21 protein-coding genes and 1 other RNA gene are annotated in these 26,243 nt (G+C 70.3%); 13 read left to right on the top strand and 9 right to left on the bottom strand.

Going from position 1 to position 26,243, the window contains the following annotated elements; all coding sequences use genetic code 11:
• Positions 1-164: 164 nt before the first annotated feature.
• Positions 165-944 carry an ABC transporter ATP-binding protein gene (locus NBY69_RS06495; RefSeq protein WP_250298870.1) on the bottom strand — a complete coding sequence of 260 codons (780 nt, stop codon included), beginning with the start codon at positions 942-944 and terminating at the stop codon, positions 165-167.
• Between the two features lie 79 nt (positions 945-1,023).
• Entirely contained in the window at positions 1,024-1,884 is an 861-nt protein-coding gene (locus tag NBY69_RS06490; protein WP_250298868.1) for an ABC transporter permease, read from the bottom strand.
• Positions 1,885-2,114: 230 nt separating this feature from the next.
• On the opposite strand from NBY69_RS06490, the gene NBY69_RS06485 reads away from it, so the two are divergent.
• Together NBY69_RS06485 and NBY69_RS06480 are read left to right on the top strand one after the other, a co-directional pair.
• Positions 2,115-2,723 (top strand): TetR/AcrR family transcriptional regulator, encoded by a 609-nt coding sequence (locus NBY69_RS06485; protein WP_250298802.1) that lies wholly within the window; start codon positions 2,115-2,117, stop codon positions 2,721-2,723.
• A gap of 205 nt (positions 2,724-2,928) precedes the next feature.
• Positions 2,929-4,920 carry a glycosyltransferase gene (locus NBY69_RS06480; RefSeq protein WP_250298800.1) on the top strand — a complete coding sequence of 664 codons (1,992 nt, stop codon included), beginning with the start codon at positions 2,929-2,931 and terminating at the stop codon, positions 4,918-4,920.
• Positions 4,921-5,104: 184 nt separating this feature from the next.
• Here NBY69_RS06480 and NBY69_RS06475 read toward each other — a convergent pair whose 3' ends face one another.
• The 5 genes from NBY69_RS06475 to NBY69_RS06455 all read right to left on the bottom strand — a co-directional run bounded on the left by NBY69_RS06475 (position 5,105) and on the right by NBY69_RS06455 (position 13,407).
• A complete protein-coding gene (locus NBY69_RS06475; RefSeq protein ID WP_250298798.1) occupies positions 5,105-5,902 on the bottom strand; it encodes a class I SAM-dependent methyltransferase in 798 nt (265 codons plus the stop codon).
• A 345-nt stretch (positions 5,903-6,247) separates the two neighbouring features.
• Positions 6,248-7,174 carry a carbohydrate ABC transporter permease gene (locus tag NBY69_RS06470; RefSeq protein WP_250298797.1) on the bottom strand — a complete coding sequence of 309 codons (927 nt, stop codon included), beginning with the start codon at positions 7,172-7,174 and terminating at the stop codon, positions 6,248-6,250.
• Positions 7,171-8,520: a carbohydrate ABC transporter permease gene (locus NBY69_RS06465; protein ID WP_250298795.1), complete on the bottom strand. Its 1,350-nt coding sequence runs from the start codon at positions 8,518-8,520 to the stop codon at positions 7,171-7,173. The genes NBY69_RS06470 and NBY69_RS06465 overlap by 4 nt, the downstream gene beginning before the upstream one ends.
• 7 nt (positions 8,521-8,527) lie before the next feature.
• The gene (locus NBY69_RS06460) at positions 8,528-9,904 is read right to left on the bottom strand and encodes an ABC transporter substrate-binding protein (RefSeq protein WP_250298793.1); all 1,377 of its coding nucleotides are present in this window, start codon (positions 9,902-9,904) and stop codon (positions 8,528-8,530) included.
• A gap of 155 nt (positions 9,905-10,059) precedes the next feature.
• Positions 10,060-13,407: an FtsK/SpoIIIE domain-containing protein gene (locus NBY69_RS06455; protein ID WP_250298791.1), complete on the bottom strand. Its 3,348-nt coding sequence runs from the start codon at positions 13,405-13,407 to the stop codon at positions 10,060-10,062.
• Positions 13,408-13,876: 469 nt separating this feature from the next.
• Here NBY69_RS06455 and NBY69_RS06450 point away from each other — a divergent pair, with 469 nt between their 5' ends.
• The 4 genes from NBY69_RS06450 (at position 13,877) to NBY69_RS06435 (ending at position 19,444) form a co-directional block, all read left to right on the top strand.
• A complete protein-coding gene (locus NBY69_RS06450; protein ID WP_250298785.1) occupies positions 13,877-15,520 on the top strand; it encodes a serine/threonine-protein kinase in 1,644 nt (547 codons plus the stop codon).
• Positions 15,521-15,732: 212 nt separating this feature from the next.
• Positions 15,733-17,019, top strand: coding sequence for a serine/threonine-protein kinase (locus NBY69_RS06445; RefSeq protein WP_250298780.1), 1,287 nt, complete (start codon positions 15,733-15,735; stop codon positions 17,017-17,019).
• Positions 17,020-17,114: 95 nt separating this feature from the next.
• Positions 17,115-18,221, top strand: a complete 1,107-nt coding sequence (prfB, locus tag NBY69_RS06440) for a peptide chain release factor 2 (protein ID WP_250298779.1) — start codon at positions 17,115-17,117, stop codon at positions 18,219-18,221.
• 323 nt (positions 18,222-18,544) lie between these two features.
• A complete protein-coding gene (locus tag NBY69_RS06435) occupies positions 18,545-19,444 on the top strand; it encodes a hypothetical protein (RefSeq protein WP_250298773.1) in 900 nt (299 codons plus the stop codon).
• Positions 19,445-19,566: 122 nt separating this feature from the next.
• Here the strand turns inward: NBY69_RS06435 and NBY69_RS06430 are convergent, their stop codons facing one another.
• Positions 19,567-19,761, bottom strand: coding sequence for a hypothetical protein (locus NBY69_RS06430; RefSeq protein WP_250298771.1), 195 nt, complete (start codon positions 19,759-19,761; stop codon positions 19,567-19,569).
• Between the two features lie 249 nt (positions 19,762-20,010).
• Here NBY69_RS06430 and ftsE point away from each other — a divergent pair, with 249 nt between their 5' ends.
• The 7 genes from ftsE (at position 20,011) to NBY69_RS06395 (ending at position 25,734) form a co-directional block, all read left to right on the top strand.
• A complete protein-coding gene (gene ftsE / locus NBY69_RS06425; protein WP_250298770.1) occupies positions 20,011-20,700 on the top strand; it encodes a cell division ATP-binding protein FtsE in 690 nt (229 codons plus the stop codon).
• 9 nt (positions 20,701-20,709) lie between these two features.
• Positions 20,710-21,630 carry a permease-like cell division protein FtsX gene (gene ftsX, locus NBY69_RS06420; RefSeq protein ID WP_250298769.1) on the top strand — a complete coding sequence of 307 codons (921 nt, stop codon included), beginning with the start codon at positions 20,710-20,712 and terminating at the stop codon, positions 21,628-21,630.
• A gap of 68 nt (positions 21,631-21,698) precedes the next feature.
• Positions 21,699-22,868, top strand: coding sequence for a S41 family peptidase (locus NBY69_RS06415; protein ID WP_250298768.1), 1,170 nt, complete (start codon positions 21,699-21,701; stop codon positions 22,866-22,868).
• A gap of 18 nt (positions 22,869-22,886) precedes the next feature.
• Entirely contained in the window at positions 22,887-23,366 is a 480-nt protein-coding gene (gene smpB, locus NBY69_RS06410; RefSeq protein ID WP_250298767.1) for an SsrA-binding protein SmpB, read from the top strand.
• 91 nt (positions 23,367-23,457) lie between these two features.
• Positions 23,458-23,845: a transfer-messenger RNA gene (ssrA, locus tag NBY69_RS06405) on the top strand.
• 162 nt (positions 23,846-24,007) lie between these two features.
• On the top strand, positions 24,008-24,661 hold the full coding sequence (locus NBY69_RS06400) for a hypothetical protein (RefSeq protein WP_250298766.1): 654 nt from the start codon (positions 24,008-24,010) through the stop codon (positions 24,659-24,661).
• A complete protein-coding gene (locus NBY69_RS06395; protein WP_374211217.1) occupies positions 24,661-25,734 on the top strand; it encodes a hypothetical protein in 1,074 nt (357 codons plus the stop codon). The genes NBY69_RS06400 and NBY69_RS06395 overlap by 1 nt, the downstream gene beginning before the upstream one ends.
• Before the next feature lie 30 nt (positions 25,735-25,764).
• Here NBY69_RS06395 and NBY69_RS06390 read toward each other — a convergent pair whose 3' ends face one another.
• Positions 25,765-26,196: a hypothetical protein gene (locus NBY69_RS06390; protein ID WP_250298765.1), complete on the bottom strand. Its 432-nt coding sequence runs from the start codon at positions 26,194-26,196 to the stop codon at positions 25,765-25,767.
• Positions 26,197-26,243: the final 47 nt, after the last annotated feature.

Genomic DNA, 26,243 nt, shown 5'->3' with positions numbered 1-26,243 from the left:
GCGGGCGTCCGGGACGTACGCGGCGCAACTGCGGCGTAGGTACCCGTGACACGAGAACCGCGGCCCCGGCCCACCTGGTCAGTACAGGCGGGCCGGGGCCGCGGCGTTTCCGGGCGGGCAACGCGGCTCAGGTCCGCGGCTGTCCGCGGACCTGACACGGGCAGCTACTTCTTGGTGGTGAACTCCTCGTACGCGGCGACGACTTCCTCCGCCGGACCGTCCATCCGCATGGTGCCGGACTCCAGCCAGATGGCCCGCTCGCAGGTCTCGATGATCGACTTGTTGCTGTGGCTGACCAGGAAGACCGTGCCCGCCTGGGCCCGCAGTTCGGCGATGCGCTCCTGGCTGCGGCGCTGGAACTTGGCGTCCCCGGTGGACAGCGCCTCGTCGATCATCAGTACGTCGTGGGTCTTCGCCGCCGCGATGGAGAACCGCAGCCGCGCGCCCATGCCCGACGAGTAGGTCCGCATCGGCAGCGAGATGAAGTCGCCCTTCTCGTTGATGCCGGAGAAGTCGACGATGTCCTGGTAGCGCTCGCGCACCTCTTCGCGGGTCATGCCCATCGCGAGGCCGCCGAGGATGACATTGCGCTCGCCGGTCAGATCGCTCATCAGGGCCGCGTTGACGCCGAGCAGGGACGGCTGCCCCTGGGTGAAGACCTTGCCACTGGCGGTCGGCAGCAGCCCCGCGACGGCCTTCAACAGGGTCGACTTGCCCGAGCCGTTGGAGCCGATCAGGCCGATCGCCTCGCCCTTGTACGCGACGAAGCTGACGCCCTTGACGGCATGGACCTCGCGGACGCCGGGGCGGGGCTTGCGGCTGACGATCCGGTTGAGCGCGGAGGTCGCACTGCCCTTGCCCGCTCCGGTGCCGTAGATCTTGTAGACGATGTGGACGTCGTCGGCGACGACCGTCGGGGTCCGGTCCGGCACCGGGGCGCTCAGAGGGTTCGCCGACTGCGCCGCGCTCGTGCCGGTCACGGGGGTTGCGGGGGTCACGGGGGTCACGGGGTTCGTGAGGGTCTCAGCCACGTCCGTACTGCTCCTCTGCCTTCCAGAAGTAGATGAAGCCGCCCACGCCCGCGACGACCGCCCAGCCGATGGCGAGGGGCCAGACGTGCGGGGGGAGCTGGTTCGCCTTGTAGCTGTCGACGAGCGCGAAGCGCATCAGGTCGATGTAGACGGCGGCCGGGTTCGCCTGGAGCGCCAGCAGCACGACGTGCGGCAGGTTGTCGTGGGACAGGACCTTCTTGATGCTCCACATCACGCCCGAGACGTACATCCAGGTGCGCAGGATGAACGGCATCAGCTGCGAGACGTCCGGGGTCTTGGCGGCGAGCCTGGCCATGACCATCGAGAGCCCGGTGTTGAACATCGCCTGGAGCACCAGCGCGGGGATCGCGAGCAGCCAGCTGACCTTCGGGTACTCGCCGAAGCAGACCAGGATGACGATGAGCGCGCCCATCGAGAAGAGCAGTTGCTGGAGCTGCTGCACGGCGTACGCGATGGGTAGCGACGCCCGCGGGAAGTGCAGGGCCCGCACCAGGCCCAGGCTGCCGCTGATCGCGCGGGTGCCCGTCTGGATCGAGTTGCTGGTGAACGTCCAGATGAAGACGCCGGTCACCAGGAACGGGATGAAGTCGGGGACACCGTGGCTGGTGCCGAGCAGGACACCGAAGATGAAGTAGTAGACCGCCGCGTTCAGCAGCGGCGTCATGATCTGCCAGACCTGGCCCAGCTTCGCCTGGCTGTACTGCGCGGTCAGCCGGGCGGTGGCGAACGCCGTGATGAAGTGCCTGCGGCTCCAGGTCTGCCGGATGTACGCGAACAGCGAGGGGCGGGCGCCGCTGATGGTCAGACCGTGTGCGGCGGCCAGCGCGGCCAGGTCCTGCGAGGACGGCCGCGAGGGGACCTTCCGGGCCGTCGCCTCCGTGGCGGACGTGGCCGGGGCTGTGGGGCTCACAACATTCGCTTTCGACGGAGGGGAGGGGAAAGGAAAGGGGGCGAAGCGACAGTAGCGTCGCAACGGTTCCGTATCGTCGTTACGCCGAGGTTAGGACCGCCCGACGTCGAAACGCAACCGTTCCGTCGCGACGAATAGGTAAACTTCTCCCCATGGCAGCCCCGAACCCCCGTGCCCCCCGCCGAGCCCCGGCCGGGGCCGCAGTGCTCCGTGAGGACGTGACGGAGGCGATTCGCGCCGCCGTTTTCGAGGAACTGGCATCGGTCGGGTACGCGCGGATGTCGATCGAGGCCATCGCCCGCCGGGCGGGCGTCGGCAAGACGGCGGTCTACCGCCGCTGGAAGTCCAAGCTCTGCCTGGTGCTCGATCTGGTCACGGCGTTCGCCGCGCAGGGCTTGCCCGCGCCCGCGACCGGTTCGCTGTACGGGGACGTGCGCGCGCTGCTGGCCGTGGCGGCGACCGCGCTGCGCCACCCCGTCGCCTCGCAGGTCATCCCGGATCTGCTGGTCGAGGCCGCGCGCCAGCCGGAGATCGCGGACGCGATCAAGGCGGCGCTGCTGGACAACCAGAAGGGGGTCGCGGCGGCGGTGGTCCGCGACGCGGTGCTCCGCGGTGAACTCCCCGAGGGCACCGACCCCGCGAAGGCGCTGGAGCTGATCGTCGGGCCGCTGTACTGGCGGCTCGCGGTGGTCAGGGACGGGCTGCCGAAGGGCTATCTGGACGGGCTCGCGACGGCTGCGGTGGCGGCGCTCAAGGCCTGATTCGCGGGGCCGGATGGCCGGATTTCGTATGTTCCGTGAGGACCCTGTGTCCGTCCGGAGAAGCTCTCAGCTGCGCGGGGTCCGACCGGAACCAATTCCGTACATGGCTGGTTAGGCGGATGAGCTAAATGTCCGTATCGCTAGTAGTGTGCCTGCGGCAGCGAGAGATCGGTCGCGCAGGACAGCGGGAAACGAGTGCATCAGCATGTCGATCAAAGTCAGCGTGATCATCCCGGTCTACAACCCGGGCCCCTACATCGAGGACTGCATCGAGTCGCTGCTCCGTCAGAGCCTGCCCGATGACGCGTACGAAGCGATCTTTGTCAACGACGGTTCCACCGACGGCACTCCGGCGAGGCTGGACTCGCTCGCCGCCGAGCACCCGAACATGCACGTGATCCACCAGGAGAACTCCGGCTGGTCGGGCAAGCCCCGCAACGTGGGGATCGCCGCCGCCCAGGGCGAGTTCGTGATGTTCGTCGACAACGACGACTGGCTGGGTGACGAGGCGCTGGAGCGGATGTACACCTACGGTGTCGAGAACGACGCCGATGTCGTCGTGGGCAAGATGGCGGGTCGCGGGCGGCCGGTCCCGAGAGAGCTGTTCCGGGTCAACAGGCCGCGCGCCACCCTGCGTAACTCCCCGCTGATCGACAGCCTCACCCCGCACAAGATGTTCCGCAGGTCCTTCATGGACGAGACGGGCCTGCGCTTCCTCGAAGGGCGCCGCCGTCTGGAGGACCATGTCTTCGTCGCCGAGGCGTTCCTGGCCGCCAAGAGCGTCGCGGTGCTCAGCGACTACGTCTGCTACTACCACGTCAAGCGGGACGACGCCTCCAACGCGGGCTTCCGGCGCATCGAGCCGGTGGGCTACTTCGGCAATCTGCGCGAGGCCCTGGACGTCGTCGAGAAGTACACCGAGCCGGGGCCGTTCCGGGACCAGTTGTACCGCCGCTGGTTCCGCAACGAGATGATCGACCGGATGCGTGGCGCCCGGCTGCTGGCCACGCCGGACGACGGCTACCGGCAGGACATGTTCCGCGAGATGCACAAGGTCGCCGTCGAGCGGTTCGGCCCCGGGGTGACGAAGGGCATGCTGCCCACCCAGCAGATCGTCGGCGCGCTCATCAAGGCGGACCGCTACGCGGACGTCGAGAAGTTCGCCCGCTGGGAAAAGGGCATCCGCGCGCACGCCGAACTCACCGAACTCGGCTGGGACGACGACGAGTTGAAGCTCGCCTTCACCGCCGGGACGCGGTCGGGGGAGGAGCCGGTCCACTTCGTGAAGAAGGGCGGCGAGGAGTTGCTCGCCCTGCCCGAGGGCCTGGACACCCCAGATGCCGTCGGCGTGGTGGCGCTGGCGGACATCGGCCGGGCGAAGGCGGAGCTGGTGGTGCGGGAGCGCGTCAGCGCGGCCGAGTTCTACCAGCCCGTCGAGTTCACCGCGGAACGCGTGGACGGCCCGGGGCCCGACGAGTTCCGGCTGGTCCTGCGGGGGACGGCGACGATCGCCCCCGGGACGGCTGCGGGCGGCGCACCGCTCGCCGACGGCATCTGGGACGTCTGGGTACGGGTGCAGCAGAGCGGGTGGAAGAACGAGGTCAGGCTCGGATCCGTCCGGTCCGAGCGGGCCACGGCCGGACGCAGGGCGGGCCTGGTGGGCGAGTCCGCCCGGCTGGTGGTGCCGTACTGGACCGTGCCGCACGGCAACCTCGCGCTCGACGCGGGGGGCCGGAAGTCCGACCGGCTCACCAAGGACTTCCGGCGGCTCGACGTGCACGACGTCGTGGTCATGCCGGAACCGCTGCTGATCGAGACGCTGCTGCCGGTGCACTCCGAAGGTGTGAACGGCGCGCCCGCCGTGCTCCACCTCACCGGCAGGACGGGCTCCCGGGAGACCGTACGGACAGCGGCCACGCTCACCACGTCCAAGGGGCGTGCGGGTACGGTCCTGTGCGCGGAGCGGCCCGAGCGCCAACTCCCCGCGGATGCCTGGGACATGGCCGTGACCCTCGGCGCGGAGGACGGCCCGCGTACGCCCCTGCCGCTGATGCTCGTCACGACGGCGGCCGGCGCGATGACGGTGCGCCGCTCGGGCGAGGGGCTGATGCCGAAGCGGGTACGGCTGGTGCGCAGGCTTCGGGCGAGCGTGGTGGGGCGGGCGGTTCGGAAGGTTCGGCGGATGGCCGCGCGTTAGGGACGGGAGCGCTGCGTCTGCCGGGGGTACGGAGGGTTCGCCGCGCCCCCGGCGGACGCGCTCCGGGGCGGCATCCGGGACTCCTGGTATCCGCGCCGGGCGTCATCCATGCCAGTTGTCATCCGCGCCGGTTGCCATCCGCGCCGGTCTTCATCCGCGCCGGGCGTCATCCGGGCGGGTCCGCTCAGAAGCCGCGCAGCCTCGCGAGTTCCCTGCGTACCGTCCGGAGAGTGGCCGCGCGGTTGCGGTGGCGGGCCAGCGCGGGCCAGATGCCCGAGCCGAGCAGCGCCGCCGGGTCGACCGCCTCGACCCGTTCGAGCAGCGCCTCCGGGACCTTCTGCGGGTCGGGGGTGACCCACTCCTGCACGATCGCGTCGTAGTGGTCCTTCAGTACCGTGCTGCCGGGATCGGCGCCGATGACCACGAAGACGCCGGTCGGCTGGGTGTCGACCTGGACGGTGATGAGATCCGGCCGGTGCCGGGCAATCACCGGGATGAACTTGTAGACGTCCCCGGTCCACGGGCCGGAGGGGGCGACCCGGTCCCGTACGGCCTCCGCGGGGTTGCGCGGCAGCATGTCGTCGAGGACGATCACGCTCGACCAGCCGCTGAACCGCTCGGTGTTGGTGAAGTCGCGCAGCACGTACTCGAAGAGGTGCATGCCGTCGATGAACGCCAGGTCGACCTGGTTGGTGCCGGTGTACGCCCCCAGCAGCGGACGGCCGCGGCGGGCGTTGCGCAGCGGGTTGCGACCGCTCATCAGATGGCCCATGGGCTGTCGGGTGGCGAAGAACGCGTCGCTGGTCGCCTTCACCAGCTGGAGGTCGCAGTGCAGGCGGGTCCGCACCTTGGGGGCGGGGTCGACCGCGATGCTCGGGACGCGGGACAGGGCGAGACTCCGGCCGTCGTTGGTCCCGATCTCCAGGTAGGTGCGCGGCTTCAGGACCGCGTGCAGCTGCTGGAGAAACTCGTGCCTGTGCATGGGGGGCTCTCTCGGGTGGGGGGATGGCGGACCGTGCTCAGAAGGCCATGCCCGGGATAACGAAAGCGGGTATACGCGGTTGCGCCGGAGCGCGCCCGAGTCCCCTGAACCACATTTTCGAGGCAGGAGGTTGACGGCCCGGCCAGCCGGTCCTCCCGGCCACCCGGTTCTCCCCGCCGCCCGGTCCTCCCGGCCGCCCGGCCCCACGCCGCCCGGTCCTCCCCGCCGCCCGGACCACCCGCCCGGCCCACCCGCCCGGACCGTGCGTACATACAGAAGCGGGACCCGGCCACCGAATCCGGCAGCCGGGCCCCGCTCGACACGAGTCCGTACGGTTCGTACGGGTTACTTGACCGCGCCCGCCATCACACCGCTCACGAACTGCCGCTGGAACGCGAAGAACACGGCCAGCGGGATCACCATCGACACGAAGGCGCCGGGCGCCAGTACGTCGATGTTGTTGCCGAACTGCCTGACCTGCTGCTGGAGCGCCACGGTGATCGGCGGGTGCTTGGAGTCCGCGAAGATCAGCGCGACCAGCATGTCGTTCCACACCCAGAGGAACTGGAAGATCCCCAGCGAGGCGATGGCCGGGCCGCCGAGCGGCATGACGACCCGGGTGAAGAGCCTGATCTCTCCGGCCCCGTCGAGCCGGGCCGCTTCGAGGAGTTCCCTCGGGATCTCCGCGAAGAAGTTCCGCAGCAGGAAGATCGCGAAGGGCAGCCCGAAGGCCACATGGAAGAGCACCACACCGGCCGTGGTCTCGAAGAGGCCGATCTCGCCGAAGAGTTTCGAGACCGGGATCAGCGCCACCTGGACCGGCACGACCAGCAGGCCGACCACGATCAGGAACCACCAGTCGCGGCCGGGGAAGTCCATCCAGGCGAAGGCGTACGCGGCCAGCGAGCCGATCACCACCACCAGGACGGTCGCCGGGACCGTGATCATGACCGTGCTCAGCAGCGAGTCGGTGATGACCTTGTTGTCGAGGATCTTGGCGTAGTTGTCGAAGGTGAGCTGGGAGGGGGCAGTGAAGATCTTCCACCAGCCGGACGCGGCGATGTCGGACGAGCCGCGCAGCGAGGAGAGCAGCAGGCCGATCGTCGGCATCAGCCAGAACAGGCCGACCAGGACGAGGAAGACCCGCATCACACTGCCGCCCGCGCGTGCCGCGATCCGGGCGGCCAGCGGCTCCTTCGGCTTCGCCGCCGCGCGCGGCAGCGCCTCGGGGGCGGGCCTCTCGGGCGCGGGCACCTGGGCTTCGGCGGTCATCGGCGCCCCTCCTTCCGCATCCTGCGGATGTTGACGAGCATGATCGGGACGACCAGCAGCAGCAGAAGTACGGAGATCGCGCTGCCGGTGCCCAGATCCGCGTCCGTGCCGAACGAGGAGCGGTAGAGCTGGAGGGCCAGCACATTCGCATCGGCCTGGGAGGAGCCCGGCGCGATGATGAAGACCAGGTCGAAGATCTTCAGCACATTGATCATCAGGGTGACCATCACCACCGCGAGGACCGGGCCGAGCAGCGGGATGGTGATCCTGCGGAAGACCTGCCACTCGTTGGCGCCGTCCACCCGTGCCTGTTCGAGGAGTTCGCGCGGCAGCCCGGCGAGTCCGGCCGCGATCAGGACCATCGCGAACCCGGCCCACATCCAGACGTAACTGCCGATGATGGACGGGGTGACCAGGGCCGGGCCGAGCCAGTTGACGCCGTTGTACGGCTCACGGAAGTTGGAGTCCGGCAGCCGCAGCAGCGCTCCGTCCGCCTTCGCGGGCAGGGTGAAGGTGCCGTCGGCCGCGGCCTTGGCGCTCGCCACCACCTTGCCGTCCTTCACGGCCTCGATCGTGACGCCCTTGAGCCCCAGCTCCTCGGGGTCGATGACGTCGGGCTTGCCGCCGCCACCCAGGGTGAAGTCCAGCCAGGCGGTGCCGGTCACCGAACCAGCCGCGGCCTTCGGCTGCCCGGCGGGCTTCGCCGACGACGGCATCTTCGTCGGCAGGATGCCGACCAGGGGCAGGTGGACGGGGGTGCCCGCGTGCACCGGCTGCTTGGTGACGTACGAACCGCCGCCGCCCGCCTTCAGCGGCGCCACCGGCAGGGGGTGCGCCCCCGGGTAGCCCGCCGACTCGGCGAAGGTGTCGTGCACCCCGACCCAGACGGCGTTGGCCACGCCGCGCGCCGGGTCCTGCTCGTACACCAGCCGGAAGATGATGCCCGCCGCGAGCATCGAGATGGCCATCGGCATGAAGACGATCAGCTTGAACGCCGTTCCCCAACGCACCCGTTCGGTGAGGACGGCGAAGATCAGGCCCAGCACGGTGGCCACGGTCGGTGCCACCACGACCCAGATCGCGGTGTTCTTGATCGCGGTGCGGATCGAGTCGTCGCTGAAGAGGGTCTTGTAGTTGTCGATGCCGATGAAACTGGAGCCTGCCTGGTCGAAGAAGGACCGGTAGACCGAGTACCCGATCGGGTAGACCACGAGCGCGCCGAGCAGGACCAGCGCGGGCAGCAGGAAGCCGACCGCCAGGACTTTACGTGTGCCTGTCACGCTCTTGCGCGGCTTTCCGGCGGGGGGCGCCCCGTCGAGGGCGCCCCCCGCGACAGCGGAGGTCATCGCGTCGTCAGTTCTTGTAGGCCTTGGCCGCGTCGGACTCCAGCTTCTGCTGCGTCCCCGCGATGTCCTTCGGGTTCTTCAGGAAGTCCTGGAGGTCCTTCCACTCGCCCTTGCCCGGCGTGCCGCCGAACGACTGCGGCGCCTGGTCGGACATGTCGAACCGGATGTCGTCGCCCGCGGCGATCAGCGCCTTGGCGATCGTGCGCTGCACGTCGTTCGGGTACGCCGCCGGGTCCAGGCCCTTGTTCGGCGAGACGAAGCCGCCCGCCTGTGCCCAGATCTTCGCCGCGTCGGTGGACGCCAGCCAGGTCATCAGCGCCTGCGCGCCCTTGGAGTCCTTCAGGATGACGGCCGCGTCGCCGCCGGTCACCACCGGGGACTTGGCGCCCACCGCGGGGAACGGGAACACCTTCGCGTCGGTGCCCACCTTCGCCTTGGTCTGCGCGATGTTGGTCTGCGCGAAGTCGCCCTCGAAGACCATCGCCCCCTTGGGCTGGTCACCGCCGGTGAAGGTCTGGGTGACGGACGCCGGGAACTCGGTCTGGAGCGCGCCGGTCGCACCGCCCGCGATGAGCGACGGCTTACCGAAGAGCTGCGCGAGCGTGGTCAGCGCGGTCTTGACGGACGGGTCCGTCCACTTGATCTTGTGCTGGGCGAGCTGGTCGTACTTCTCCGGGCCCGCCTGCGAGAGGTAGACGTTCTCGAACCAGTCGGTGAGCGTCCAGCCGTCCGCGCCGCCGACCGACACCGGGGTGACTCCCGAGGCCGACACCGTCTCGGCGGTCTTCAGGAAGTCCGCCCAGGTCTTGGGCTCGCTCGCGCCCGCGTTCTGCAGGGCCTTGGCGTTGTACCAGACCAGGGACTTGTTGGCGGCCTTGAAGTACACGCCGTACTGCTTGCCGTCGACCGCGCCGAGGTCCTTCCAGACCTTCGAGTAGTTCTTGTCCAGCTGGGCCTGGGCGTCGGGGCCGACCGGCTTGGCCCACTTCTTCGCCACGGCCTGCGTGATCGCCCCGACCTGCGGCATCATCGCGACGTCCGGCGGCGCGCCACCGGCGATCTTCGTGCCGAGGAAGTTGACGATCGGGTCCTGGGCGGGCACGAAGGTGACCGACGCCCCGGTGCGCTTCTCGAACTCCTTCAGGACCTTGATGAAGTTCGCCTGCTCGGGGCCGGTCCAGACCGCTGCCACTTCGAGCTTCGTACCGTTGAGCTCGGGCAGCGTCACGCTCGACGCCGACGCACTGCTCTTCCCTGAAGCCTTGTCTCCCCCGTCGCTCTTCTTGCTGTCGCTTCCGCATCCCGCGGCAAGGACCAGTGAGCCGGCTGCGACGACCGCCAGAACGGTCCTGCGTGAACGTAGAGCTGTGCCTGTTGTGCGCATCTGTGCCCCGACCTCTCCCATGCGCGTGCATTCGGCGCGCCCATGACATCGGCGACGCCGTTGTCCCGTGCGCACAGTCCTACGCCGGGCACTCCGGCGCCGCAATACCACTCCTGAAGTCAACAGTCCGATCGTGATGGGCCTGTGACGTTACGTCAGACATTCAGGGAGGGTACGGACACCGCGTCCACCGACCTCGCGGCCCGGTCCAGGGCGCTGGCCAGCAACGCCAAGTCCGTTGGCCCGTTTCCGAGTTCACGCACCGGGCGGCGGGCCGGAGGGTCGCCCATCCGCTCCCATTCGAGCGGCACGACGGTGGGCCGGAGCGTCGCCGTACGGGGAATGCGACCGGTCACCCGGCCGCCCTGGAACGGGGTCACCCCGGAGTCGGGGCGCCCGAGGCGGCCCCTCCCCGGCGACGGCGCGTCCGGGGCGGGGGAGAGCGGCGGGGGATCGAGGACCACCCGCAGCCGGCTGATCCGTGCCAGGTCCGTGTCGGCCGTACGGTCCGGGCGGGCCGACGCGGCGATCAGGTGGACGCCGAGGCGCTCACCGTCCCTGGCCACCGCCTCCAGGGCCCGGACCACCGAGCCCGCGGCGGGGCGCCCCGGGCTGCCCAGCGCCGGTGCCACCAGCGCGTCGAAGTCGTCGACGACCACGACCAGCCGGGGCAGCGGGGTGGGCCCGGGGACCGCGGCGGCGGTACGGGCCCCGGCCGGGCGCAGCCGCAGGGTGCCGCTGGCGGGCGATTCGAGGTCGCCGCGCTGCTCGGCGGGGCTGGGGGGCCGTTGCCCGACCACCCGGGCCGCGCCCTCGTGGCTGCGCTGCCACTCGGTGAAGTCGCCCTGTCCCAACAGCCCGGCGCGGCGCTTCAGTTCGGCGCCGAGGGCCTGGGCGAAGTCCCGCATCCTGACCGGGTCCGACGCCACCAGATAGGTCGAGGTGTGCGGCAGCTCCGTACAGGCCCGGAGGCCGTCACCGCGGTCACCGCCCGCGCCGTCGACCAGGATCAGCCCGAGCCGGTCGGGGCGGGCCGCGGCGGCCAGCGAGGCGGCGGCGGCCCGCAGCAGCTCCGTCCGGCCGCTGCCGGTCGGCCCTTCTATCAGGAGGTGCGGGCCCTCGGTGGCCAGATCGACGGTGACCGGGCCGCGCGGTCCCGCGCCGAGCACCGCGGTCGCCTCCGCGTCCGACGCCCACCGGGCCATCAGCGAAGCCGGGGTGGCGCGGGCCAGGCCCAGCTCGTCCAACAACCGTGCCGTCGGGGGCAGTTCGGCGGCCAGGCGGGCTGGGCTGGCGGAGGCGGTGGCCTCCGCGCGCAGCGGAGCCAGTGCCCGGCCGAACCGCTCGGCCCAGGCCGCCGAGACCGCGTCGACCACGGCGAACGTGCCGTGGTCCGCGGGGCGGCCCTCCCTGCCGTACGCCGGGTGGACGCCGCGCGCCGTACGCAGCAGCCGCAGCGCGGTCGCCACATCGCCGCTCAGCAGGGCCGCCGCCCCGCACTCACGGAACGCGAGCGAGGCCGCGCAGGCCATCTCGTAGGTCGTTTCGAGCGGGGAGGCGGGGGAGGCCGGCGGGGTCTCGGCCAGGCAGAGCACATGGACCCCGCAGGCGGCGCCCGCCGAGGCCAGTCGTGCGGTGGTCTCCCGCAGGGCGGCGGAGCCGGGGTCGCCGTCGACGATCACCACGGTGTGGGGTCCTTCGTACCGGTCGGCGGCGGCCGACACGGCCCCCGCCTCGGCGGACGCCCAGCCGGTGCCCAGCGGGCCGTCGTCCAGCCTGCGCACCAGTTCGGCGGTGCGGGCCGTGGCCTGGTCCCGGTCGTACGCCAGCAGCAGCCGGCAGTCCTGGCCGTGCGTGGGCCGCACGTGCGGCAGCCAGCCGAGCCAGCCCCAGTCGGCCCGGCGCGCTTCGAGCGGGCGCGCCCGGTCCGTGCTGATCAGCACGATCTCCAGGTCGGCGGGGGAGTGCAGCGCGGCGAGCTGGGCCACGGCCGAGCGGGCCAGTCCGGCCAGCCGGGCGCGGGGACCCGCGAGCCCCAGCGAACCCGCCTCGCGCAGCGAGACGGTCACCGGCACGGCGGGCACCACACCCGTGCCGTCGGGCGTGGCCCGGTCGGCGGTGCCGAGCCGGACGACGAGCTCTTCGCGGTGGCCGGGGGCGCGCTCCCAGAGACGGGGCCCGGGGCCGAGCGCGGTCAGCAGCAGCGAGGCCGGGTCGGGCCAGGTGTCCGCACCGGGCACCCCGGCCGAGGAGTCCGCGGCGGCGCGGGACGGCCCGGCCGCCGGGGCCGCCATGCCCTCGTGCGCCGCGTCGGGCCGTCCGCCCGCCAGACGTCTCGCCCAGGCCCCTATCCCGCCGCGCCTGCGCGCGGCCTCGGCGTCGCCGCCTCCCTCACCGGCGGCCTCGTCGGAGGGACGGCCGGTCCGGTCCTGCTCGGGCAGCCGCGTGCCGCGCGGCGGGGTGCCCTGGCGGCCACGGGCGGCGAAGCCCGCGTCCTGGGCGTAGGCCGCCGCCGCTTCGTCGTAGAGATTGCTGTACGGGTCGCGGACCGGTACGGAACCGGCCGCGCTGACCCGCCGGGAGCTGGGCCGTGCGCCGGAGGCGCCGCCCTGCACCGGTATGTACCCCTCGCCGGGTCCGTCGTGCCCGGGGTGACCGCCGGGGCTTCCGAGCCCGTACGCGGTGCCGGTGCCGTGACCGGTGGCCTGGGCGGGTACGGAGCCGTGGGAACCCCGGGCCGCGCTGTCGTGGGCCGGTGCCGGTCCGGGCCGGGCGCCGCCCGGCCCGCTTCCGGTACGCCCGCCGCCCGGACCGCTTCCGGTACTGCGCCCGCCGTCCGCGCCGTCACGGGCCACCCGCAGGTGACCTTCGCCGTCCGGCACCGCCGACAGCGGGCCGCTGCCCGTGCCGCTGCTGTTCCCAGGAGTGATCCGCAGCGCCGATTCGCCGACCCGGAGCAGGGACCCGGGTGTCATACGGACCGGGCGGTCACCCACGCCCGAGCCGTCCAGGGTCGTGCCGTTCGTCGAGCCCAGATCGGCGACCGTCACCCGGCCGTCCTCCGCGACCGTCACCGCGCAGTGCAGCCGCGAGACGTCCGGGTCGTCCAGCGGGACGTCCGCCTCGCCGGAGCGGCCGATCCTGATCTGCCCGCCGTGCAGCAGATGGACACCGCCCGCGTCGGGCCCCGCGACCACATGGAGCTGGGTGGCGGACGGGTCGCCCGCGTCGTCGGCGCCGGGGACCTGGAGCGAGAGCACCGCCCCGTCCACCAGCGGCGGCTCGCCCAGCGGGCAGCGCTGCAGGTCCAGGCGCTGCCCGCCCGCGTACAGCACCACGGCGTTGGAGCCGGGCCCTTCCGGGCCTGCCACGGCCGTGGCCAGGCCGGAGGCGACAGTGGCCAGCGCCGCCCCGGCGGGGGCGGTGACGAGCACGTCGCAGGAGCGCGTCCCGGACGCGGATCGGCCGCTGCGCGGCGCGAGGACGGTCAGCCGGATCTGCATAGCCGTCAGCGGTCCCTTCTGCGGAGGGTGCCTGGCAGGAGCCGCCCTGTGATCTCCCCCACCCGGCAGGTCTGCACGGATCACGGGGCTCCCGCCCCCACAAAGCCGTGCTGGAGGCATCCTCGCACCTGCCACTGACAACACGCCCGGCGGTCGCCGCTAAGTGATCTTGAATGGTCGGCTCTGGACCTAAAAATGCCTGCTTGGGATCGCGCCTGACCTATGAGGCAGCGTCTTGCGGCAACCAACGTCGTTCTCTTCGCGTCTTCCTTTCGAACACCACCGGAACCTGACCGGAGGACCGTCGGCCGGCGCCCCGCCGGGCGGCACCGCGGCCTGCCGGTTCGGTCCCGCCGGATCGGTCCCGGCCCGGCGAAGATCGGCCGGACAGGCTCTAGAGTGGGGCGGACATCCGGGCCGGGGGGCCGATGGACCAGGCAAGGGACGACGATCACAGGGAGCGCATGACGTGCGGCCCGTAGGCAGCAAGTACCTGCTCGAAGAGCCGCTCGGCCGTGGCGCCACGGGCACCGTCTGGCGGGCCAGCCAGCGGGAGACCGCAGGCGCCGAGGCGGCCGTGCAGGGTCAGCCGGGCGAGACCGTCGCGATCAAGGTCCTCAAGGAGGAGCTGGCGAGCGACCCGGACGTGGTGATGCGCTTCCTGCGCGAGCGTTCGGTCCTGCTGCGCCTCACGCACCCGAACATCGTGCGGACCCGTGACCTGGTCGTCGAGGGCGATCTGCTCGCCCTCGTCATGGACCTGATCGACGGCCCGGACCTGCACCGGTACCTCAGGGACAACGGCCCGTTCAGCCCGGTGGCCGCCGCGCTGCTCACCGCGCAGATCGCCGACGCGCTCGCCGCCAGCCACGCCGACGGCGTCGTGCACCGCGACCTGAAGCCCGCGAACGTCCTGGTGAAGCAGGACGCCGATGGCCAGATGCACCCCATGCTCACCGACTTCGGCATCGCGCGCCTCGCGGACTCCCCGGGCCTCACCCGGACCCACGAGTTCGTCGGCACGCCCGCCTACGTCGCCCCCGAGTCCGCCGAGGGCCGCCCGCAGACCTCCGCGGTCGACATCTACGGTGCGGGCATCCTGCTGTACGAACTGGTCACCGGGCAGCCGCCGTTCGCGGGCGGCACCGCCCTCGAAGTGCTCCAGCAGCACCTCAACGCGGAGCCCCGCAGGCCCACCACCGTGCCCGAGGCGCTCTGGACGGTCATAGAGCGCTGCCTGAGCAAGGACCCGGACCGCCGCCCGAGCGCCGAGAGCCTGGCCCGCGGGCTGCGTACGGTCGCCGAGGGCGTCGGCGTCCACGCCACCCCCGCGCAGGTCGCCGCCGCGCTCGGGGTGGGCGCGCTGCTCGCGCCCGACCCGGCACCCGCCGAGGTGCCCGAGACGCCCGGGGCCGCCGACCCGACCCAGGTCCTGCCGAGCAACGCGGGCTCGTACGACCCCGCCGCGCGCACCAGCGTGCTGCCCAGCACCGGCGCGGCCGACCCGACCGCGGTCCTGCCGCCGGTGCCGCCGGGGCAGGCCCCCGGCGATCGGTCGCCGGACCGGCCCGAGCAGCCGCACCCCTGGCAGAGCCAGCTGAGCGCGGCCCGCGACCGCAACGAGCAGACCCAGGTGCAGTACCTGGGTCCGGACCAGGACCCGCTGCGCCACCGCCCGCAGCGCCAGCCGCAGCAGCCGCCCCAGCGCCGTCAGCCGCCACCGCAGCAGCAGTACGCGCCGCAGCAGCCCCAGGGGTACGCGCAGCCGCCGCAGCAGCAGTACGCGCCCCAGCAGCAGTACGCCCCGCAGCCGCAGCAGCGTCCCCAACAGCGCCCGCAGCAACAGCAGTACGCGCCCCCGCAGCAGCCCCAGGCGCCCGCCCCGCGCGAGCCCCGTGAGCCGCGGCGGCGCAGCGCGAACCCGGTGCGGATCCCTGGCCTCGGCTGCCTCAAGGGCTGCTTCGTGATCGTGCTCGTCCTTTTCGTGGGCTCCTGGCTGGTCTGGGAACTGACGCCGCTGCAGGGCTGGATCGGCTCCTCCAAGAGCTTCTTCTCGGAGATCTCCTCCGGCTTCAACTCGGTCAAGGACTTCGTCAACAAGGTCACCGGCTGAGAAGTCACCTGCTGACCCCGCGGTAAGTTCCGTCGGGAGCACCCACTCTGTAAACATGTCGACTTCTGCGGGGCGAAATACCCCCGTAGAAGTGAGGGTTGGCGCCATCCGGGGCACTGAACACCCCGATGCCCGCGTATTTTGAGAGCGGGTAGCCGGGGGGCCGGGGGCTGCCCCGGACAGGCACAGCGCCAGCCGCTGAGGGAGCAGTCTTGGCACGGAAGATCGGCAGCCGGTACACCGCCCACCAGATCCTGGGGCGGGGGAGCGCCGGCACGGTGTGGCTGGGCGAGGGACCCTCGGGGCCCGTCGCCGTCAAGCTGTTGCGCGAGGACCTCGCCGCCGACCAGGAACTCGTCGGCCGCTTCGTCCAGGAGCGCACGGCCCTGCTCGGCCTCGACCACCCGCACGTCGTCGCCGTGCGCGACCTCGTGGTGGACGGCAACGACCTCGCCCTGGTCATGGACCTGGTCCGCGGCACGGACCTGCGCACCCGGCTGGACCGTGAGCGCCGCCTCAGCCCCGAGGCCGCCGTGGCGATCGTCGCGGACATCGCGGACGGCCTCGCCGCCGCGCACTCCGCGGGCGTCGTGCACCGGGACGTCAAACCCGAGAACATCCTGCTGGACATGCAGGGCCCGCTCGGCCCCGGCGGCTCCCACCCGGCGCTGCTCACGGACTTCGGTGTCGCCAAGCTGATCGACGCCCCGCGCCGCGCGCTCCCCGCGGGCCCTTCGGGGCCCGGCCGCCCCCAGGCGTCGAAGATCATCGGCACCCCCGACTACCTCGCCCCGGAGATCATCGAGGGCCTGCCGCCGCGCGCGTCCGTGGACATCTACGCCCTGGCGACCGTGCTGTACGAACTCCTCGCGGGCTTCACCCCCTTCGGCGGCGGCCACCCCGGCGCGATCCTGCGCCGCCATGTCACGGAGACGGTCGTCCCGCTCCCCGGCATCCCGGACGACCTCTGGCAGCTGCTGGTCCAGTGCCTGGCCAAGGCCCCCGCGTCCCGGCTGCGGGCGTCGGAGCTGGGCGAGCGGCTGCGCGAGCAGCTTCCGCACCTCGCGGGGATCCCCCCGCTGGACGTCGACGAGCCGGGCGAACCGGAGCCCGAGGAGCAGCCGTACGAGGAGACGTCGTACGAACCGGCCGCGCCCGCCGAGACCCGCCGCCGCGGCGCCGTCCCGCTGGTCCCCGGCTCCACCCCGGACTCGAACCGCGACACCCACACGAGCATGCGCGTCCCCGCCCCCGACGAGCTGGCGGGCGGCCCCCTGGGCACTGCCCGCGCCCCTCGCTCGGCCGGCGAGCGCAAGCCGGGCTCGGCCCGCCACCGTTCCACCGCGGAGGCGGTCCGCAGGCGCCGTATCAAGCTGGGCGTGACCGCGCTCGTCGTGGCGGCGGCCGTCGGCATAGGCGGCTGGCTGGCGACGTCCTCGGGCGACGACGGCGGAGGCACCCCGCAGGACAACGGGCGGTCGGCGCCCGCGCAGCCTTAGCGCCGGAGCCGGAGCCGGAGCCCGGGGGCCCGCACGAGGGGCCCCGGGGCCGAGGGCAGGGGACTGCTGATGCTCCAAGCCGTTACGCTGGTGAGGTGGCAGTCGTCGATGTATCCGAAGAGCTGAAGTCCCTCTCCTCGACCATGGGGTCGATCGAGGCCGTCCTGGACCTCGACAAGCTGAGGGCCGATATCGCCGTGCTTGAGGAGCAGGCCGCGGCGCCGTCCCTGTGGGACGACCCGGAAGAGGCCCAGAAGATCACCAGCAAGCTCTCCCACTTGCAGGCCGAGGTCCGCAAGGCGGGGACGCTGCGGGGGCGCATCGACGACCTGAGCGTGCTCTTCGAGCTCGCCGAGGCCGAGGACGACGCCGACACCCTCGCCGAGGCCGAGTCGGAGCTCGCGGCGGTCCGCAAGGCGCTGGACGAGATGGAGGTCCGCACCCTCCTCTCCGGTGAGTACGACGCCCGTGAGGCGCTCGTCAACATCCGCGCCGAGGCCGGCGGGGTCGACGCCGCGGACTTCGCCGAGCAGCTCCAGCGCATGTACCTGCGCTGGGCCGAGCGCCACAACTACGGCACCGAGGTCTACGAGACGTCGTACGCGGAAGAGGCCGGCATCAAGTCGACCACCTTCGTCGTGAAGGTGCCGTACGCGTACGGCACGCTCTCCGTCGAGCAGGGCACCCACCGGCTGGTCCGCATCTCACCGTTCGACAACCAGGGCCGCCGCCAGACGTCCTTCGCGGGTGTCGAGGTGCTCCCGGTCGTCGAGAAGACGGACCACATCGAGATCGACGAGACCGAGCTGCGCGTGGACGTCTACCGCGCCTCGGGCCCCGGTGGCCAGGGCGTCAACACGACCGACTCGGCGGTGCGGCTGACGCACATCCCGACCGGCATCGTCGTCTCCTGCCAGAACGAGCGCTCGCAGATCCAGAACAAGGCCAGTGCCATGAACGTCCTCCAGGCGAAGCTCCTCGAACGCCGCCGCCAGGAGGAGAAGGAGCTGATGGACTCCCTCAAGGGCGACGGCGGCAACTCCTGGGGCAACCAGATGCGTTCGTACGTCCTGCACCCGTACCAGATGGTCAAGGACCTCCGTACGGAGTACGAGGTCGGCAACCCGCAGGCGGTGCTCGACGGTGAGATCGACGGTTTCCTGGAGGCCGGAATTCGCTGGCGCAAGCAGCAGGAGAAGTAGCAACGCTTTCCTTTGCTGTTCCCGCACCGTTCAACAGTGATTTATCGACACGGTCAGCAGTGACGCAACCGGAGAACTCCCGTCCCAGCGGCGGTAGTTCCCCGGTTGCGTCACAGTCGTATTCCCGTACGCCGGGCAAGTCATCGCATTTCCGGCATCGCGCCCGCAACGACCTTGACGCGGTTCTTAAAACTGGGAAAAGTGACACGCGGCATGCGTATTTCCCGGGGCGCGTGCGATCGGGGGGACGGACATACACCCCTACGGCCTGCCTGCCCCGTGCGCTGCACCATTGACGATGAGCTACTGGGGGTAGCAGCCAGATGACCAAGAAGACGCGGATTCGCGTAGCGCGCATAGCTGCAGGCGCAGTGATCGCCGCAGGCGCCTCGCTGACCGCCGCGGGCGCCGCACAGGCCGCCGGTATCAATGTTCACGTTGCGGGTCTCAACGCCTCGATCCAGTCCGGCGAGGAAAGCGGCGGCACCACCGACCCGATCGGTGGCGTCGACAACGGCGGTACGTCGGAGGGTACTTCGACGGGTACGTCGGAGGGCACGTCCACCGGTACGTCCGAGGGCACGTCCACCGGCACCTCGGAGGGCACCTCCACGGGTACGTCGGAGGGCACGTCCACCGGTACCTCGGAGGGCACCTCCACGGGTACGTCGACGGGCACGTCCTCGGGCTCCGAGGGCACGTCGACGGGCACGTCGACCGGCACCTCGACGGGCACGTCCTCGGGCTCCGAGGGCACGTCCACCGGTACGTCCTCCGGTACGTCCGAGGGCACGTCCACCGGCACCTCGACGGGCACGTCCTCGGGTACCTCGACGGGCACGTCCTCGGGCTCCGAGGGCACGTCCACCGGTACGTCCTCCGGTACGTCCTCTGGTACGTCCGAGGGCAGCTCGACCGGCAGCACCTCGGGTTCGTCCCAGGGTACGACCGGCGGCGACCACAGCGGCACCTCCGGCTCGACGTCGGGCAACGGCGGTTCCACGAACGGTGGTTCGACGACCGGCGGTTCCCCCGTCACCGGCACCGAGCCCGACGCTGTCGGCTCCCAGCCGGTCGAGCAGGGCAAGCCCAAGCAGGAGCTCGCCGAGACGGGTGCGGGCGAGACCACGTTCCTGATCCTCGGTGCCGCGACGATGATCGCCGGTGGCATCGGCTTCCGCATGCTCCCGCGTCTCGCGGGCCGCGGCGGCAACCTCGCCTGAGGTTCAGCACGTACGCGGTGAGGGCCCCGGGTTCCGATCGGAACCCGGGGCCCTCACTCATGTCCCGGCAGAGCCCACGGGCGGCCTTGGGGCGGCCTTCGTGGGGTCCGCGGACGGTCCGGTCAGACGGTCTGCTGCGCCAGCAGTGCCAGCGCCGCCACCAGCAGTATCAGCAAGGTGATCAACGCCACCGGGCTGAGGCCGCCGAAGGAGCCCGACTCCTGCTGGAGCCGCTCGCGGCTGGCACGGCAGACCCGGCAGCGGCCCTCGCTGACGGGAGACGCGCAGTTCGCGCACACCAGTCGGTCGTAGGTCATGCGCATTCCTCCTCCCGCGCGGCGGAACCGCTTCACGCGCTGTCACCCGGGACAACGCCCGGGGAAACTCAACTGTTCCCTCTTCTACTGTGCCAGTTCACACGCGATTCGGCGCGCCCCGCCGGATTCCGCCCGGTCCGTACCCCTGCATATCGCGGACATACCACGCATCGACGGACGCTGCCTGCGGGCGCACATCCGCTTCGCGTAAGGTCACGCTCACCTATTCCCGGCCGACGTGGTGCACTCGTGATCCGATTCGACAACGTCTCCAAGACCTATCCCAAGCAGAACCGCCCCGCGCTGCGGGATGTCTCCCTTGAGATCGAGAAGGGGGAGTTCGTCTTCCTGGTGGGCTCTTCCGGTTCCGGTAAGTCGACCTTCCTGCGGCTCGTTCTCCGTGAGGAGCGCACCAGCCACGGCATGGTGCACGTCCTGGGCAAGGACCTCGCGCGCCTGTCGAACTGGAAGGTGCCGCAGATGCGCCGCCAGCTCGGCACCGTCTTCCAGGACTTCCGCCTGCTGCCCAACAAGACCGTCGCGCAGAACGTGGCGTTCGCGCAGGAGGTCATCGGCAAGCCCCGCGGTGAGATCCGCAAGGCCGTTCCCCAGGTGCTCGACCTGGTCGGCCTCGGGGGCAAGGAGGACCGGATGCCCGGTGAGCTCTCCGGTGGTGAGCAGCAGCGCGTGGCCATCGCGCGGGCCTTCGTCAACCGCCCCATGCTGCTGATCGCGGACGAGCCGACCGGCAACCTCGACCCGCAGACCTCCGTCGGCATCATGAAGCTGCTGGACCGGATCAACCGCACCGGTACCACCGTGGTGATGGCCACCCACGACCAGCAGATCGTCGACCAGATGCGCAAGCGCGTCATTGAACTAGAGAAGGGCCGTCTCGTGCGCGACCAGTCGCGCGGCGTCTACGGCTACCAGCACTGAAAGGACGCCATGCGCGCCCAGTTCGTCCTGTCGGAGATCGGCGTGGGTCTCCGCCGCAATCTCACGATGACCTTCGCGGTCATCGTCTCCGTCGCCCTGTCCCTGGCCCTGTTCGGCGGTTCGCTGCTCATGCGCGACCAGGTGAACACGATGAAGGGCTACTGGTACGACAAGGTCAACGTCTCGATCTTCCTCTGCTCCAAGGGTGACGCGGAATCCACTCCCAAGTGCGCCAAGGGAGCCGTCACCGAGGAGCAGAAGAATTCGATCGAGGCCGATCTGAAGAAGATGGACAACCTCGTCGAGACCGTGACCTACGAGTCGGCGGACGAGGCGTACAAGCACTACCAGCAGGAGTTCAAGGGCGCCCCGATGACGGGGTCCATCACGCCCGACCAGCTCCAGTCGTCGCTCCGCGTCAAGCTCAAGGACCCGACGAAGTACAAGGTGATCGCGACGGCGTTCGCCGGCCGGGACGGCGTCATGACCGTCCAGGACCAGCGCGGCATCCTGGAGAACCTCTTCGCGCTGCTCAACGGCATGAACGTGGCTGCCCTCTTCGTGATGGCGCTGATGCTGATCATCGCGCTGATGCTGATCGTGAACACCGTCCGCGTCTCGGCGTTCAGCCGCAGACGGGAGACCGGGATCATGCGCCTGGTGGGCGCGTCCAGCTTCTACATCCAGATGCCGTTCATCATGGAGGCCGCGTTCGCGGGGCTGCTGGGCGGACTTGTCGCCTGCGGCATGCTGCTCGTCGGCCGCTACTTCCTGATCGACCACGGTCTCGCGCTGCACGAGAAGCTGAACCTGATCGACTTCATCGGCTGGGACGCCGTCCTGTCCAAGTTGCCGCTGGTGCTCGCAATCGGGCTGCTGATGCCCGCCCTTGCTGCTCTCTTCGCTCTGCGCAAGTACCTGAAGGTGTGAAACTCGCCCTGTGCGCCGTCAGGTGAACGAGCCCTGCGGCGCACGGGGGTTGCCCTACAGTGGGCGCCATGTCAGGCCCGGATTACTGTTCCTCGCCCCGCAGCGTTCGCCGCGGGGCGGTTCTGACTTTGGTCTTCGTGAGCGTGCTCGCCACGGCCTCGGCCACCAACTCCCTGCCGGGCGAGGCGAGGACGCCGAGACCCACCCGTACGCGTGACGCCGCCGACACCGTCGACCGCGGCGAACTCGTCAGGGCCGCGTCGGAGGCCGAGGCCGCCGGCGAGTCCGGCACGAAGGCGGCCGAGGAGGTCGTCAGCCACAGCGGGGACCGCTGGGGCGCGGTGTACGACCGTTCCGAGTACCAGGAGTTCGAGGACTCCCTGGACGGCGAGTACACCGGCGTCGGCCTGTGGGCCCGGCGCAGCCGCGACGGACACATCGAGATCGAACGGGTCCGCCCCGGCGGCCCGGCGGCCCGTGCAGGCCTCAGGGCGGGCGACGTGTTCCGTACGATCGACGGCCGCCAGGTCGGCACCAACCCGGTCACCGACGTCGTCACCCGGCTGCGTGGCGGCGACGGTGCGTCCACGCCGGGTACGCCGGTGGTCGTCGGGGTGCGGCGCGGTCCCACGACCGTGACGCGGACCCTGCGCCGGGCCCGGCTGACCACCGAGGCCGTCACCGTCGGACAGCTGGCCGACCGGGCGACGATGATCAAGGTCACCGCCTTCACCAGGGGCTCGGGCGAGCGGGTGCAGAAGGCCGTCAGCGCCGCGCCCGCCCACGGCGGCTTACTCCTGGACCTCCGCGGCAACAGCGGCGGCCTGGTCACCGAGGCCACCGCCGCGGCCTCGGCCCTGCTGGACGGCGGGCTGGTCGCCACGTACGACGTGCACGGCGCCCAGCGGGCGGTGTACGCGCACCGGGGCGGGGACACCGACAGGCCCCTCGTCGTCCTGATCGACGGCGGCACGATGAGCGCGGCCGAGCTGCTCACCGGCGCGCTCCAGGACCGTGGCCGGGCCGTCACCGTCGGCTCACGGACCTTCGGCAAGGGCTCGGTGCAGATGCCGAGCGCGCTGCCGGGCGGCGCCGTGGCGGAGCTGACCGTCGGCCACTACCGCACGCCGGCAGGGCGCAGCGTCGACGGCCGGGGGATCACCCCCGACGTGACAGCGGGCAAACGGGCCGAAGCGACGGCCGAGACAGTATTGAGTGGCCTCGGGGGAGGGGCTTAGTGCGAAAATGGTCGCACTATGGCTAAGGAAACAGGGCGAAAGATGATCGCCCAGCACAAAAAGGCACGGCACGACTACCTCATCCTCGACACCTACGAGTGCGGAATGGTGCTGACGGGGACCGAGGTGAAGTCGCTGCGGATGGGGCGGGCGTCCCTGGTGGACGGCTTCGTGCAGATCGAGGGCCACGAGGCATGGCTGTACAACGTGCACGTGCCCGAGTACACGCAGGGGACGTGGACCAACCACAGCGCCCGCAGGAAGCGGAAGCTGCTCATGCACCGCGCGGAGATCACCAAGCTGGAGTCCAAGACCCAGGAGTCCGGCCTGACGATCGTGCCGCTGGCGCTGTACTTCAAGGACGGCCGGGCGAAGGTCGAGATCGCGCTGGCGAAGGGCAAGAAGGAGTACGACAAGCGGCAGACCCTGCGCGAGAAGCAGGACCGGCGGGAGACGGACCGCGCGGTGTCGGCGGTCCGGCGCAAGCAGCGGGGCTGACCCGCGGGAATACAGTGGCACCGTCGCGGGTTGGTCACGTACGATGGCACTGCACCCTTCGGGGCGCGGTATCACCTTGAAAAATCAACATGGGGATGATCGGTTTCGACAGCGGCTGTCGAAGCAGGTGAAGCGAGCCGAGGAAGCGGCAATGATCTCGTAAACCATATGTCGCAAACAATAATCGCCAACTCTAAGAGCGATTCCCAGTCCTTCGCCCTCGCTGCCTAATAACAGTGACTGAAGGACCCTGAATGGGTGTCAGCCCGGGGAAGTTCCCGACCCGGATCCTGGCATAATCTAGGGAACTAAACCGCCGGTCCCGGTCACGGGGTCCGGTGGGAAATCAAACAGTGACTGAGCCCGTCGGAGACTTGTTCGCGAGATCTCCGGGGCCGAGAAAATCGTAGCGAACTGCGCTCGGAGAAGCCCTGGTTCTGCACCGTTGGACGCGGGTTCGATTCCCGCCATCTCCACCACCCCATGTAACCGTCGGCCCGTCGTTCATACGACGGGCCGACGGTTTTTGTGCGCCTGGACCCGGTCGGGGCTTTCAGGCTGCCCTGGTGTCACCCCGTGATCACGGATAGCGTTGGCCGGTCTGTGCCACCACCCCACGATCAACATCGGGAGTATCCAGAGTGAACCGCTCCACCTGGCTCGTGACGGCCGCGATCACGGCGTCCACCGCCGTCCTTCTGACCGCCTGCGGCTCCTCCGGCGGAGGCGACAGCTCGGCCTCGGACAAGATCAAGGGGGCGGACGGCAGCAGCGGGAAGGCTTCGGCGAGTGCGTCTGCTTCGGCCGCGCCCGGTGGGGTAAAGCGGCCGCAGGTCGCGTTCCCGAAGGATTTCCAGACCAACTTCGAGGGCTGGACCAACAGTGACCCGAAGCTTCAGGCGATCATGAATGACGGGGCGGAGCAGCTGAAGTCGGAGTACGCGGCGATCATCGACGCACAGCCTGATTCCGGCGGGGTGGCGTTCTACAACTCGGGCGGGTCGCTGGCGTCTGCCAAGAAGTGGATCAAGAGCTTCGTCGATGACGACAACAGCCTGATCGGGAAGGTCAGGATCTTCTCGCCGCAGGTGCACATCAACGATACGGGCTCAGGGGTGCTCTTCTACTGCGTGGACGAACGGCAGGCGTCCACGAAGAATCGCAAGACCAGCAAGGTCACACGCACCCCGGACAAGGCCGATTCGGTGCTCCTGTACCAGACCAGGCTGGACAAGAATTCCCAGGGAGTCTGGCAGACCGTTTCGCTGGAGACCGTTCCCGGGGCGTGCAGCTGATGCGAACCATAGCGATGCTGTGCACCTGTCTCACTGTTTCGGCGCTCGCTCTCGTCTCTACTTCAGGTGTGGCCTACGCGTTCGGGGACGATGACCAGCATCAGAACACCAAGCCCAACGGCCCTCACGGAGGCACCTCGGGCAACACCCTGATGGCCTCAGCCGGTGCCACCAGCATCAAGGTCACGCAGGTCTCCGGCGGCGCCCCCGGTAAGTCGCCCAAGCCCCTCACCGCGGTGGACCCCAACTGGAAGCCGCCCGCCTGCTGGTACGAACCGGTCGCGACCCCTGAGGAGTTGAAGGCCGGGGTGGAGCGGCTGAAGAAGGGCGGGCCTCTGGTGCCCGTCACTCCGACGGTCAGCTGGGGTGAGGAGCTGATGGTCAACAATTACGAGAAGGGCCAGTCCTCGAACCCTGACGAGACGAGCTACAAGAACTACAACATCGGCAAGGACGGGAAGTTCTGGCGCGGGGTCATCAACCAGGATGTGGCGCACGATCCCTGGGCCTACGACTGCGAGCGGAACCTGTTCTGGCAGGACGCCAACACGCTCCCCGACGACCCGCACGCCCCGACCCCCGATGTCCTCGCGGCCTACGCCTACGACAGGATCAACGTCCCTGAAACCAAGGTTCAGTTGAAGCCCCAGGCCAAGTCCACCGTCAATCTGCCCACCTGGGTGTGGCTGGACCGGGCGAAGTTCCAGGACGTCAAGGTGCGCGCCGAGCTGCCGGGTACCGGAGTGTGGGCGGAGACCACAGCGAAGCCGGTCGCTCTGCATCTGGAGCCGGGTACCACGGACGCGGAGACGTACCCCGCGTCGGGCGACTGCGGGATCAACGGTGACGGCAGCATCGGCGCCCCGTACAAGAAGGGTGATTCGGCCAGGACTCCGCCCTGTGGTGTCACCTACCTGCGGGCGACCGACGGCGCGCCGTACCGGCTGAAGGCGTCGGTGACGTGGCGGATCTCCTGGGAGGGGTCCGGCGGCACCAAGGGGGATCTCCCGGACGGGACCTTCGAGGCCACTCAGAACCTGAACGTCCAGGAGATCCAGTCGGTCAACCGCTGACCCGCAAGCCCCTGGGGGCCGCCCTGTGGCCTATGCCAAGGTCGAGGAGGGCTGGTAGCCGGTCAGCATGCCGAGGAGCTGGTCCATTTCCTTGCGCCAGATGCGGTGCACGTTCATCTTGACCGGCTTGGCGCTGTTCGGGAGCTGGAGGCGGAACGAGCTCCACAGGCTGCCGCGCCTGATGTCGCTGACCGCGCGCATGGCCTCGGCCGGCGGCAGGGCGTGCACGATCTCCTGCGGGCGGTTGCTCATGCGGCTGGCCTTGTGGATCAGTACGGCCTGGTCGGTCACCGTCACGAAGTAATACGTGAGGAACGACTGGCCTATGATCCCCAGCATGCTCATCAGCATCGGGTTCGGGCCCGCGATGGCCTGGATGGACACATGTGTGCGGTCGCCCGGATTGGCTTGAGCGATAGCCGCGTTGATCTGCTCTTGGATGGTCGCCTTGCGTACGGCCATGAGGCCCTCCCCTGTAGTGATGAACGATGCAGGGTACCGGGCCCGGC

It is taken from the genome of Streptomyces sp. A 4/2 (genome assembly GCF_940670765.1).
GTDB lineage: Bacteria > Actinomycetota > Actinomycetes > Streptomycetales > Streptomycetaceae > Streptomyces.
This window is presented reverse-complemented; position numbering and strand designations above follow the sequence as displayed.

Bases quoted from the DNA above. Each gene is read 5' to 3' on its own strand.
- ftsX (WP_250298769.1), top strand. From the start codon at position 20,710: ATGCGCGCCCAGTTCGTCCTGTCGGAGATCGGCGTGGGTCTCCGCCGC.
- NBY69_RS06475 (WP_250298798.1), bottom strand. From the start codon at position 5,902: ATGCACAGGCACGAGTTTCTCCAGCAGCTGCACGCGGTCCTGAAGCCG.
- NBY69_RS06485 (WP_250298802.1), top strand. From the start codon at position 2,115: ATGGCAGCCCCGAACCCCCGTGCCCCCCGCCGAGCCCCGGCCGGGGCC.
- NBY69_RS06395 (WP_374211217.1), top strand. From the start codon at position 24,661: ATGCGAACCATAGCGATGCTGTGCACCTGTCTCACTGTTTCGGCGCTC.
- smpB (WP_250298767.1), top strand. From the start codon at position 22,887: ATGGCTAAGGAAACAGGGCGAAAGATGATCGCCCAGCACAAAAAGGCA.
- NBY69_RS06465 (WP_250298795.1), bottom strand. From the start codon at position 8,520: ATGACCTCCGCTGTCGCGGGGGGCGCCCTCGACGGGGCGCCCCCCGCC.
- NBY69_RS06480 (WP_250298800.1), top strand. From the start codon at position 2,929: ATGTCGATCAAAGTCAGCGTGATCATCCCGGTCTACAACCCGGGCCCC.
- NBY69_RS06415 (WP_250298768.1), top strand. From the start codon at position 21,699: ATGTCAGGCCCGGATTACTGTTCCTCGCCCCGCAGCGTTCGCCGCGGG.
- NBY69_RS06390 (WP_250298765.1), bottom strand. From the start codon at position 26,196: ATGGCCGTACGCAAGGCGACCATCCAAGAGCAGATCAACGCGGCTATC.
- NBY69_RS06460 (WP_250298793.1), bottom strand. From the start codon at position 9,904: ATGCGCACAACAGGCACAGCTCTACGTTCACGCAGGACCGTTCTGGCG.
- NBY69_RS06455 (WP_250298791.1), bottom strand. From the start codon at position 13,407: ATGCAGATCCGGCTGACCGTCCTCGCGCCGCGCAGCGGCCGATCCGCG.
- NBY69_RS06470 (WP_250298797.1), bottom strand. From the start codon at position 7,174: ATGACCGCCGAAGCCCAGGTGCCCGCGCCCGAGAGGCCCGCCCCCGAG.
- NBY69_RS06435 (WP_250298773.1), top strand. From the start codon at position 18,545: ATGACCAAGAAGACGCGGATTCGCGTAGCGCGCATAGCTGCAGGCGCA.
- NBY69_RS06430 (WP_250298771.1), bottom strand. From the start codon at position 19,761: ATGACCTACGACCGACTGGTGTGCGCGAACTGCGCGTCTCCCGTCAGC.